General features: G+C 68.3%; 12 protein-coding genes. 10 read left to right on the forward strand and 2 right to left on the reverse strand.

The window, feature by feature from the left end; all coding sequences use genetic code 11:
* Nucleotides 1-24: 24 nt before the first annotated feature.
* The 10 genes from SS2_RS08140 (at nucleotide 25) to SS2_RS08180 (ending at nucleotide 8,236) form a co-directional block, all read left to right on the forward strand.
* The gene (locus SS2_RS08140; protein ID WP_066462917.1) at nucleotides 25-1,062 is read left to right on the forward strand and encodes a branched-chain amino acid ABC transporter permease; all 1,038 of its coding nucleotides are present in this window, start codon (nucleotides 25-27) and stop codon (nucleotides 1,060-1,062) included.
* The gene (locus SS2_RS08145; protein ID WP_083941990.1) at nucleotides 1,059-2,294 is read left to right on the forward strand and encodes a branched-chain amino acid ABC transporter permease; all 1,236 of its coding nucleotides are present in this window, start codon (nucleotides 1,059-1,061) and stop codon (nucleotides 2,292-2,294) included. The genes SS2_RS08140 and SS2_RS08145 overlap by 4 nt, the downstream gene beginning before the upstream one ends.
* Nucleotides 2,291-3,292, forward strand: coding sequence for an ABC transporter ATP-binding protein (locus tag SS2_RS08150; protein ID WP_066462919.1), 1,002 nt, complete (start codon nucleotides 2,291-2,293; stop codon nucleotides 3,290-3,292). Before SS2_RS08145 ends, SS2_RS08150 begins: the two co-directional genes overlap by 4 nt.
* Nucleotides 3,279-3,998 (forward strand): ABC transporter ATP-binding protein, encoded by a 720-nt coding sequence (locus SS2_RS08155; RefSeq protein WP_066462924.1) that lies wholly within the window; start codon nucleotides 3,279-3,281, stop codon nucleotides 3,996-3,998. The genes SS2_RS08150 and SS2_RS08155 overlap by 14 nt, the downstream gene beginning before the upstream one ends.
* 78 nt (nucleotides 3,999-4,076) lie before the next feature.
* Nucleotides 4,077-4,826, forward strand: a complete 750-nt coding sequence (locus SS2_RS17370; RefSeq protein ID WP_157607251.1) for a hypothetical protein — start codon at nucleotides 4,077-4,079, stop codon at nucleotides 4,824-4,826.
* The gene (locus SS2_RS08165) at nucleotides 4,823-5,317 is read left to right on the forward strand and encodes a hypothetical protein (RefSeq protein WP_066462926.1); all 495 of its coding nucleotides are present in this window, start codon (nucleotides 4,823-4,825) and stop codon (nucleotides 5,315-5,317) included. The genes SS2_RS17370 and SS2_RS08165 overlap by 4 nt, the downstream gene beginning before the upstream one ends.
* Nucleotides 5,318-5,431: 114 nt before the next feature.
* On the forward strand, nucleotides 5,432-5,629 hold the full coding sequence (locus SS2_RS17600; protein WP_169796279.1) for a DUF5708 family protein: 198 nt from the start codon (nucleotides 5,432-5,434) through the stop codon (nucleotides 5,627-5,629).
* Nucleotides 5,629-6,144 (forward strand): TetR/AcrR family transcriptional regulator, encoded by a 516-nt coding sequence (locus tag SS2_RS08170; RefSeq protein ID WP_066462927.1) that lies wholly within the window; start codon nucleotides 5,629-5,631, stop codon nucleotides 6,142-6,144. Before SS2_RS17600 ends, SS2_RS08170 begins: the two co-directional genes overlap by 1 nt.
* Before the next feature lie 108 nt (nucleotides 6,145-6,252).
* Nucleotides 6,253-7,497: an alpha-amylase family protein gene (locus SS2_RS08175; protein ID WP_066462932.1), complete on the forward strand. Its 1,245-nt coding sequence runs from the start codon at nucleotides 6,253-6,255 to the stop codon at nucleotides 7,495-7,497.
* A gap of 76 nt (nucleotides 7,498-7,573) precedes the next feature.
* Nucleotides 7,574-8,236 carry a GntR family transcriptional regulator gene (locus SS2_RS08180; protein WP_083941994.1) on the forward strand — a complete coding sequence of 221 codons (663 nt, stop codon included), beginning with the start codon at nucleotides 7,574-7,576 and terminating at the stop codon, nucleotides 8,234-8,236.
* 107 nt (nucleotides 8,237-8,343) lie between these two features.
* Here the strand turns inward: SS2_RS08180 and SS2_RS08185 are convergent, their stop codons facing one another.
* A complete protein-coding gene (locus SS2_RS08185) occupies nucleotides 8,344-9,279 on the reverse strand; it encodes a carbamate kinase (RefSeq protein ID WP_066462936.1) in 936 nt (311 codons plus the stop codon).
* Nucleotides 9,280-9,360: 81 nt separating this feature from the next.
* Nucleotides 9,361-11,016, reverse strand: coding sequence for a SulP family inorganic anion transporter (locus SS2_RS08190; protein ID WP_217995580.1), 1,656 nt, complete (start codon nucleotides 11,014-11,016; stop codon nucleotides 9,361-9,363).
* Nucleotides 11,017-11,078 lie beyond the last annotated feature (62 nt).

Raw genomic sequence — 11,078 nt, forward strand, 5'->3', positions numbered from 1 at the left:
CCACCGGAGAAGGAGCACAGCACCATGACAGGTGAGCTCATCCACGCACTGACGGTCGCCGACCCGCTCGTCGGGTTCGACACCGCAGCGCTCGTCGACAACTTCTGGGCCTTGACAGTGGATGGGCTCACCTACGGATCGGTGTACGCGCTCGTCGCGGTCGGGTACACCCTCGTGTACGGCGTGCTGCGACTGATCAACTTCGCCCACTCCGAGGTCTTCATGCTCGGGATGTTCGGTCAGTATGCAGTGCTCATGATGCTGGGCTTCGCGCCGAGCGGGAACGCCTACAACCTCGGCGTCACGATGACGGTGGTGTACCTCGCCATCGCGCTCGTGGGGGGCATGGCGGTCTCCGGCGGAGTGGCGGTAGGCCTCGAACGCGTGGCCTACCGCCCGCTCCGCAAGCGCGGCGCCCAGCCCCTCGCCTTCCTCATCACCGCGATCGGGGCGTCGTTCGTGCTGCAGGAGTTCGTGCACTTCATCCTCCCCCGGCTGACGGGTGACCGACTCGGCGGCGTCAACGCCCAGCAGCCCATCCGGCTGGTGGTCCCCGAGACCCAGTTCACGCTCTTCACGGCCAACATCACCAACGTCACCATCATCATCATCCTGTCGGCCCTGATCCTGGCGCTGGCCACCGACATGTTCATCAACCGGACGAAGTTCGGGCGCGGGATCCGCGCCGTGGCCCAGGACCCGGTGACCGCGACGCTCATGGGCGTCTCGCGGGAGCGGATCATCGTGCTGACCTTCCTCATCGGGGGCCTGCTCGCCGGAGCTGCGGCCCTCCTCTACACGCTGCGCGTGCCGAACGGCATCATCTACTCCGGTGGGTTCATCCTCGGCATCAAGGCGTTCTGCGCCGCGGTGCTCGGCGGCATCGGCAATCTGCGCGGAGCTCTCCTGGGCGGGCTGCTGCTGGGCGTCATGGAGAACTACGGCCAGGTCCTCTTCGGCACCGAGTGGCGCGACGTCGTCGCGTTCGTCCTCCTCATCGCCGTCCTCATGGTCCGCCCGACCGGGATCCTCGGTGAGTCGCTGGCGAGGTCGCGAGCATGAGCGAGACCAGGACCACCCCGCCCACCGGCACCCCCGCGTCCTCCAAGGTCGCCGACCGCCCCCACGGCGGGCTGGGTGACACCCTCCGGCTGTGGTGGGACGCTCTCGCCCGGCCCACCCAGTGGTTGGTGGGATCGCCGTTCATCGTCTTCATCGCCCTGCTGCCGGTGCTCAACCTGCCCGTCCTGACCACGGTCGGCACCAACTTCGGTGCCGTGATGGCGCAGTTCGGCATGTACGCGCTCATCGCGATCGGCCTCAACGTCGTCGTGGGGCAGGCGGGCCTGCTGGACCTGGGCTACGTCGGCTTCTACGCCGTCGGCGCCTACACGGTCGCCATCCTCACCAGCCCGTCGAGCCCGTGGAACCAGACCGGGGACGGCGGCTGGCTGTCCCGCGACTGGGCCTGGCTGGCGGCGCTGCCCATCGCCGTGGCCATCACGGCCATGTCCGGCCTCATCCTGGGCTCGCCGACGCTGCGCCTGCGCGGGGACTACCTCGCGATCGTCACCCTCGGCTTCGGTGAGATCGTCCGGCTGCTCGCTGACAACCTCGACGAGGTCACCGGCGGCGGACGCGGCCTCTCCCAGGTCGCCTACCCCCGCATCGGGATCAGCGAGGAGAACACGAACGGGGTGTTCTCCGCAGGAGCGTCGTCGGGCACGCTCAACTCCGGGGTGTGGTGGTACTGGCTGAGCATCGTGCTCATCCTCATCACCCTCGTCGCCGTGGGGAACCTCGAGCGGTCGCGTGTGGGGCGCTCCTGGGTCGCGATCCGGGAGGACGAGGACGCCGCAGAGATCATGGGCGTCCCGACCTTCCGGTTCAAGCTCTGGGCCTTTGTCATCGGCGCGTCGATCGGCGGGGTGTCCGGCGCGCTCTACGCCGGTCAGGTGCAGTTCGTGAACCCGACGAACTTCAACGTCATCAACTCCGTGCTCTTCCTGTGCGCGGTGGTCCTGGGTGGCCAGGGCAACAAGCTCGGGGTGATCCTCGGCGCCTTCCTCATCGTCTACCTGCCGAACTTCTTCCTCGGCCGGACCGAGCTGCTCGGCATCCCGATCAACGGCACGGAGATCGCGGAGTTCCGCTACCTCTTCTTCGGCATCGCCCTCATGGTCCTCATGGTCTTCCGGCCCCAGGGCCTCATCCCGGTGCGTCAGAAGCTCCTGGCGTACGGGCGCGAGATCTACCTGGCCGCACGCCGCACCGCACGGAAGGACGCCGCATGACCAGCCACGACCCCGGCGGCATCGGCGCAGGCGCTGAGCACGACGAGCCCTACCGGGACACCGAGACCAACTTCGACACCGGCCCGCGCGAGACGGACATGCCTGGTGGCGGTCTCGACGAGCCGGTCTCCGTCGACGTCGCCGATGTCCACCCCGAGCTCGCTGACCCGGACGTCGTCGCCGAGATGGTCGCGCCCACGCGCGCGGTGCAGGCCGACGTCGGCGAGCCGATCCTGCGCATGCAGGACGTCACGCTGACCTTCGGCGGGCTCACCGCGCTGGACTCGGTGACCTTCGACATCCGCCGCGGGGAGATCCTCGGGCTCATCGGACCCAACGGCGCCGGCAAGACGACCTGCTTCAACGCGATGACCGGTGTCTACCGGCCCACCTCCGGCAACGTCCTGTTCGACGGCGCGGCGCTCGGCAACCGCAAGCGTCACCAGATCACCCAGCTGGGGATCGCCCGCACCTTCCAGAACATCCGGCTGTTCAGCGAGATGACGGCGCTGGAGAACGTCGTCGTCGGGACGGACGCACGGCACCGCACGTCGGTGCCCGGCGCACTCCTGCGTTCTCGCCGCCACCGCCACGAGGAACGCGAGGGCATGGACCGGGCGATGGCGCTGCTGGAGTTCGTCGGCGTGGGTGCGCGGGCCACAGACAAGGCGCGCAACCTCTCCTACGGGGAACAGCGTCGCCTGGAGATCGCTCGGGCCCTGGCGACCGAACCGAAGCTCCTGTGCCTAGACGAGCCGGCCGCAGGCTTCAACCCGGCGGAGAAAGAGTCGCTCATGGAACTCATCCGCCACATCCGCGACGACGGGTACACCGTCCTGCTCATCGAGCACGACATGCGACTGGTGCGCGGGGTGACGGACAGGATCGTCGTCCTGGAGTTCGGGCGCGTCATCGCTGACGGCACACCCGAGCAGGTCACCACCAACCCCGCCGTGATCGCCGCCTACCTGGGGGTACCTGACGATGCCACTGCTTGAGGTCACCGACATGACCGTCGCCTACGGGAGGATCGAGGCGCTGCACGGCATCTCCCTCACGGTCGAGGAGGGCGAGCTCGTCACGCTCATCGGCGCCAACGGCGCGGGCAAGACGACGACGATGCGCGCCATCTCCGGCGTGCACCCGCTGGCCCGGGGCTCGATCATCTTCGACGGTCAGGACGTCACGCGGATGAAGCCGCACCTGAGGGTGCACGCGGGGATCATCCAGGCGCCTGAGGGCCGCGGGGTGTTCGCCGGCATGACCGTCATGGAGAACCTCGAGATGGGGTGCTTCGCCCGGACCTTCAAGACGAAAGCCGAGCACGACGAGACGGTCGAGCGGGTGTTCACGTTCTTCCCTCGCCTGGCAGAACGTCGCACGCAGGTGGGCGGCACCATGTCCGGTGGTGAGCAGCAGATGCTCGCCATCGGCCGGGCACTCATGGCCCGTCCCCGCCTGCTGCTCCTCGACGAGCCGTCCATGGGCCTCGCCCCGATGATCATCCAGCAGATCTTCCGCATCATCTCCGAGATCAACAAACAGGGCACCACGGTGCTGCTCGTGGAGCAGAACGCCCAGCAGGCGTTGTCCCGGTCCGACCGCGCCTACGTCTTGGAGACCGGCACGGTGGTGCGCACCGGACCGGGCAAGACCCTGCTCGCAGACCCGGCGATCAAGGACGCCTATCTCGGTGTCGCTTAGCGGTGCAGCGGTGCGGCGCGGGCGCACCTCGCGGCCTCGTGGCATCGGGATGACTCGCGGACCCAGGAGCAGCAGTCCATGGAGCTGACACCACTCAAGGCGGGCGACCACGCTGAGGGGTTCGGTTCGGTCGTCCGCCTGGTCGATGGGTTCGGGCTGAGGTACGAGGACCCTCACCCTGGCGGGCCTCCTCCTCGAGAGCTCTACGTCGCGGGAGGGAGTGTCGCCCGCCTTCACCTCGTTGACGGGGACGCGCTCCTCGGACGGCACTGCACGGTGTCGGGTCGATGGACGGGATCGGCTCTGGAGGTCGACACGGTGGGACCGATACCCCACAGGGTCAGGCGCGCTGCCACTTGGGTAGAGCCACGCCCGGACCGGCCCCCTCGCCCCAGCATCAGCGCCGGGGACGCGAAGGTGATCGCGCGGGCGTGGGCTCGACTGCGTGAGACCGGCGTCGTCCTGAGCCGAGCCGTCGACGCGTACGGATACGCCCACGTGGTCACCCACGACCTGGAGCGCGCAGGAGCAGCACTGCGGCCGCTCTACGGGGACTCGCTCCTGCTGACCGCCAGCCCGTGGCCACCGGAGGTCTTCGACCGGATCGCGGAGCTGATCGACGTCGGCGATGACCAAGGGGTCGGTTACATGACGGGCGGAGGCTTCGGGTTCGACGGTGAGTACGACCGCTACTTCGGGGTCACCTACGTCACCGACGAGCTGGTCACCATCGCGCGCGACATCCCGGGGGGCGCGCTGCGCATAGAGGCATTGATCCGGCCGACGCCCTCGACGTCGACCTCACCCGAGGAGGAGTACTCACAATGACCGCTGAACCCACACTCGTGTACCTCGACCGGCACATCTTCTCCGTCGGAGAACTCTCCTGGACGCAAGGCCCCCTGCAGCCGGTCACCGGGCCTGTGTGCCTGGTGTTCGAGGCGCGTGATCAGGAGACGTTCGTGACGACGGGGATCTCGTCCGGGAACGTCAAGGTCTGGGGCGAGGCGATCACCTCTCGCCCGTCGATGATCGCCGAGGGTTGGGAGGACATCGCAGAGGTGTCCTTGACGGTCCGCTCAGGGCCGCTGCAGGTCATGGGGATCGGGGGGACTACCGGCCCCGAGGTGCGCCTGGACGCGTGCGGGCCTGGTGACTACCGGCTGCGGATCCACGCGAAGGGCCGTGACACCGACTACGACGCCGCACGCCTCGACGCCGTCGAGGACTACCTCATCCTCGCGTGGCCCGAGCAGCCGTCGCCACCGACGGCGCTGCGGACCACCAGCCACACAGGGGAGATGGAGCTGAACCGATGACGGCAGACGCGACTTTTCTGCTCACTGATGTCAGGTCTTGACCGACATATCGGATAGCCATATCCTCGACCTATACGTTTGTACAGTACGAACGTATAGAGAGAAGGGTGCATGATGAGCAAGCACGGATGGGCACTTGTTGTCGGCGCTGTCATGACTATCGGAGGCTTGGCGATGTACTTTGCATTCCTGGACGTCGAGACCCCCGTCATCGGCCTTCGCCAAGCTGGCCTGGTCATCGCAGTGCTGGGCGTGATCGAGATCGGCGCGACCGGATGGTCCATGATGAAGTCGGGAGGGCCTCAGGACTGATGACCTTTCCCCGCTTGCTTGACGGCGTACTCACAGTGCTCGCCGAGCAAGGAGTGGGAGCCCTGAGCGTCCGCAGTGTCGCCGCAGCCGCGGGCGTCTCCCCAGCACAGGTGCAGTATTACTACCGCACGAAGAGTGACCTGGTGCGGGCAGGCTTCGACTACGCGGGAGAACAGTTCCTCGCAGACGTCGTGGCTGCACAGGCCACTACGCTGATGGACTTTGTGCAGCAGTGGCTCCCCCTCGACGATCGACGCGAACGCCGCGCTCGCGTCTGGCTCGCCTACGCCGCGATCTCGGCCACCGATGCGGAGCTGGCTGCGGCCTCGGCGCAGCTCGATGAAGAACTTCGGCAATGGTTCATCGACCAGGACCTCTCGGACCATGCGGCTTCGCAGCTCTTTGCACTGATCGACGGGGTCACGATGCAGTGCCTCATGCTGCCGCAGTCCGAACGTCTAGCGCTCGTTGAGCGGACGATCGTGCCCTTCGTCTCTGGTCTCGGGTCGACCTGAGGCAGACTTTTCGAGCGCTGGGTTCGGGCGTCGCCGCCCGACCGGGCCTGCGTCCTAGACTTGCCAGGCGCAGACGCGACTGCGCACGCTGCGACGAAGGAGACTCCCATGGCACCGTGGGCTGAGCACGCCATCTGGTGGCAGGTCTACCCCCTCGGGTTCACCGGCGTCCCGGTGCGCGAGGAGCACCGCCCGCCCCCGCCTGGCGGCGGGCTGCGCGCCCTGGTGCCGTGGCTGGACCACGTGGTCGAGCTTGGGCTCAACGGCCTCCTGCTCGGTCCGGTGTTCGCCTCCAGCACCCACGGCTACGACACGATCGACCACCTCGAGATCGACCCGCGCCTGGGTACCCGCGCAGACTTCGACGCCCTGGTGGCAGCGGCGCGCGAGCGCGGCGTGCGCGTCCTGCTCGACGGCGTCTTCAACCACGTGGGCCGCGAGCACCCGTTGGCCCTCGCCGCGCTGGAGCAGGGTCCGCACGGCGAGCACGCGGACTGGTTCCGCATCGACTGGGACTCCCCCGGCGGTCCGACCTTCGCGGACTTCGAGGGGCACTCGAGCCTCGTGGCCCTCAACCACGCCAACCCGGCGGTGGCTGACTGGGTCGCGGGGGTCATGATGCACTGGCTGGAGGCTGGCGCCGACGGGTGGCGGCTGGACGCCGCCTACGCCGTCGACCCCTCCTTCTGGGCGGCGGTGCTCCCCCGCGTGCGGAGCGCCTACCCCCAGGCGTGGATCGTCGGGGAGATGATCCACGGCGACTACGCGGCCTATGTGGCTGCCTCCGGCGTCGACTCGGTCACCCAGTACGAGCTGTGGAAGGCCATCTGGAGCAGCCTCGAGCAGGAGAACTTCTACGAGCTCGACTGGACCCTGCGCCGCCACGACGACCTCCTGGCCACCTTCGTGCCGCAGACCTTCGTGGGCAACCACGACGTCACGCGCATCGCCACCACGGTCGGGCCGGACAAGGCTGTGCTGGCCCTGGTCGTCCTGGCGACCACCGCGGGCATCCCCTCGATCTACGCCGGCGACGAGGTCGCGATGACCGGGCTCAAAGAAGACCGGCTCGGGGGCGACGACGCCGTCCGTCCCACCTTCCCGCCCACACCGGAAGAGCTGCCCGGGCTGCACGGCCCGGTGGCTGACGCGCACCGGGCGCTCATCGCCCTGCGTCGCCAGCACCCGTGGCTGGTGCGCGCGCGCTCCACGATGCGCGAGCTGAGCAACACCCGCTGCGTGATCGAGCAGACCGGCGACGGCGGGACTCTCCTCGTCGAGCTCGACCTGACCGGCGGGGCCAGCGCCCGCATCACCGGGGTGGACGGTCGCACGCTCTTCACCTGGGGGTAGCCGCCCTCCCGGTCGCAGCGTCAACGTCCCAGGTGGGGCCCGGTTCTGCGCCGATGATCGACGCTAAGATCGGGGGGTGACCAAACTCGTGACCCCGGTCGGCCGCGCCCACACGACCTTGAGCCAGGCCGTGTATGAGGAGATCCGTCGACGCATCCTGGACCGGGAGCTGTCCCCCGGGACCCACCTGGTCGAGCGGGCGCTGGCTGACGAGCTCGAGGTGTCCCGCGTGCCGGTCCGGGAGGCGCTGCGCGAGCTCGTCCGCGACGGCCTGGCCGAGGAACGAGGCCGCACCGGCCTGTACGTCACCGAGCTCACCCGCGATGACATCGCCGAGATCCTCGAGCTGCGCAGCGTGCTCGACGGGCTGGTCTTCCGGCGTCTGGCCGCCCGCCTGGACGACGAGGGTGCCGCGCAGGTCGAGGACCTGCTGTCCCGCACCCACCGCGCGATCGAGGCTGGTCGGCACTCCGACGCGGTGCTGCTCAACACCCAGTTCCACAGCCTGCTGTGCGACCTCGCCGGCTCGCGCAACCTGCAGGCTGTCATGAACGTGCTCGACCCCCGGATGGGGTGGCTGCTCACCCAGCACGAGGACGTCGACGAGGTGCTGCGTCAGCACCACGAGATCTTCGACGCCGTGCGCGCCGGTGACACCGCCCGCATCGACGAGCTGGCGGCCAACCACCTCAACTCGAGCACGGCGATGATGCTCCAGATCAACCCCGACCTGACATGAGAAAGCCGGGAGTCGGCGTACCGACTCCCGGCTCACCGCGACGCTGTGGTCACCACAGCCGAGGGGTCCTGGGTTCGTGATGCGTCGCGAGCATGGGGTGCTGGATCTCAGGGGTACATCTGCGCGCCTCCGGGCACGTCCAGGGCGATGACCGTGCCGGCTTCCCCGGCAAGGATCCGGGGCAGGTCGGAGAGACGACCGATGACCGCGCGCCCACGACCGGACTCCACGAAGGAGCGAGCCGCCGCCACCTTGGGTCCCATCGACCCGTCAGCGAAGTCGTAGGCGTCCAGCGCCTGCGGGGTGATCGCCTTGATCGCACGCTCGTCCGGGGTCCCCCAGTCGAGCATGACGGCGTCGGCGTCGGTGGCCAGCACGAAGAGGTCCGCCTCGATCGCCCCGGCGAGCATCGCCGAGGAGGCGTCCTTGTCCACGACAACCTCCACACCGGAGAAGGTGCCGTCCTCGTCGATGGCCACGGGCACTCCGCCGCCGCCGGAGCTGACCACGATGTGTCCACCGGCGAGCAGGCGCTTGACCGAGTCGACCTGGACCACGCGCGTGGGTGCCGGGGACGGCACCACGCGGCGCGGCGCGTCGCCGTCGAGGGCGAAGGTCCAGCCGCGCTCGGCGGCGAGGGAATCTGCCTCGGCCTGGGTGTAGACCGGCCCGACGAACTTGGTCGGGTTGGCGAAGGCAGGGTCGTCGCGGGACACGCTGACCAAGGTGAGCACGGTCGTGAGCATCGTGCGGTCATGCAGGGCGTTGCGCAGCTCGAGCTCGATGAGGTAGCCGATCAGGCCCTGGGTCTGCGCGCCCAGGACATCGAGCGGGGAGGCAGGCGAGCCGGCGTAGGCGGCGTTCTGCAGGGCCAGCAGACCAACCTGCGGTCCGTTGCCGTGCGTGATGACGAGCTCGTGCTCGCACCCGACCTCGGCCAGGGGGCCCGCAGCCTCACGGAGGTTCGCACGCTGGTTGTCGATGGTGATCGCTTCACCACGCCGTGAGATGGCGTTGCCACCGAGGGCGACGACGATACGCATAGTTTCTCCTTCACGAGGGGCGGCTTGCCCTCGATGTCACGAGGGCAAGCCGGTGGAGCAAGGGGACGTCTCAGAGCTGGGTCAGCCCGACGACGTGGGTCGGCTCGGGCTGGTCTCCTCCGTCGCGGTGGCGGTGAGCGAGGGCACGGGGCCCGAGGCGGCTGCGGCTGCCGGGGCCGGTGCAGCGGCGGATGCCGCAGCCATGACCTCGGAGTCGTAGACCTCGGTGGTGCCGGCCCGTGCGTTGAGGAAGTGCTTCAGCACGAAGAGCAAGGCGACCATGCCGTAGCCGATCGCGAACTCGCTCGGTCGTTCACCACCCAGCACGGGCACCGCCTGGTGGATGATCCCGAAGATGGCCAGCACGGCAGCCACGGCGGCGGCGACCGCAGCACGCAGCGGCTGGTTGCGGATGGCGAAGATCGCGATGCACCCCCACAACAGCGAGGCCAGCGGCGCACCGTTCCCCAGTGCGAAGAGCCCGGGGTAGTCCACACCAGCTGCCTCGAGGGCGCCAGAGGTGACCTCACCAGCGTTGGTTCCGGCGGCCTTGAGGGTGTTGCCGGTCAGCGTCAGCGCCCAGTTGCCCACCCACGGGAAGAGCGCCACGAAGATCACCGGGACCTCGAGCCTGGGAGTCTCGCGGACCACCTGGTTGGCGGTGACGATACCGATGTAGATGAGGATCGGTGCGATCGCCGCCATCGGGATGACTGCAAGCAGGAAGGACCCCAGCCCGAAGAGGCCGACGACGAACATCGTGATGCCTGAGAACAGGGTGTAGCCGATGCCGGCGCCCATCTCCTTGTACGCGGTGTGTCCCACGTAGACCGTCACCGGGAAGGGGTTGCCCATGAGGGCACCGACCATCGAGGTGCCACCGTTGGCGAGCATGACGCGACGGGTGGGGTACGGGTCGCCTGCGGCGTGGGCGCCTTCGATGTTCTCCAGGTCGAAGACATAGTTGGCGAGGGCGAGCGGGATGGCCGAGGCCAGATACGGACCAGCGACGCCGAGGCCCGAGATGAAGTCCGTCACGTGGAAGGTGGGCGGGTTGAACCCCGCCTCAGCCAGCCCGCTGGTGATCGCCTCCGGGGACTGCAGCCCGAAGGCCCAGGCCAGTGCGGTGCCCGCGATGAGCAGCAGCAGCCCCGTGGGGATCCGCTTGAACATCGGCTGACGGCCGAACCAGTTGATGAAGATCAGCGCGAGCACCACGAAGGCAACCACGGGAGTGTGGAAGGCCTGCAGCATCGGGTTCATCGCCAGCAGCATCAGGCCAAGACCCGCCAGGCAGGACAGCAGCACCGTGCGAGGTACGGCCCTGCGCAGCAGGTCACCCAAGAACGCTCCGACGAAGAGGATCAGCCCTTCGATGAAGCACCACACCAGCCCAACCTTCAAGGCGAACTCAGCGTCGTTGGTCTGGGTGTAGATGGGCATGAGGACCAGGAACGTCACCGTGAAGATCGAGGGCGCGCTCGGGCCCGATGGCAACGCGGTGATGTTGGTGCGTCCAGTCTTCTTGGCCAGCTGCCGAGCGAAGACGACGTAGAAGATCGAGGCGAGCATGACGGCGAACCCGAAGGCCGGCGCGATGCGCCCGATGACCATCGACGATGGCAGACCCACCACGCCGATCAACAGCGCGAGCATCGTGAGCAAGTTGGTCAGGTTGTTGCTGAACAGCCCAAAGTACGCGGCCCAGTCACCGCGACGCCACAGAGGAGTGGACATGACAACTCGTTTCAGGTGGGGCCGCCGTCAGCACTGACGGCGGCCGGGTAGGGGTGGGAGGG

It is taken from the genome of Sanguibacter suarezii NBRC 16159 (assembly GCF_001552735.1).
Taxonomy (GTDB): Bacteria; Actinomycetota; Actinomycetes; order Actinomycetales; family Cellulomonadaceae; genus Sanguibacter; species Sanguibacter suarezii.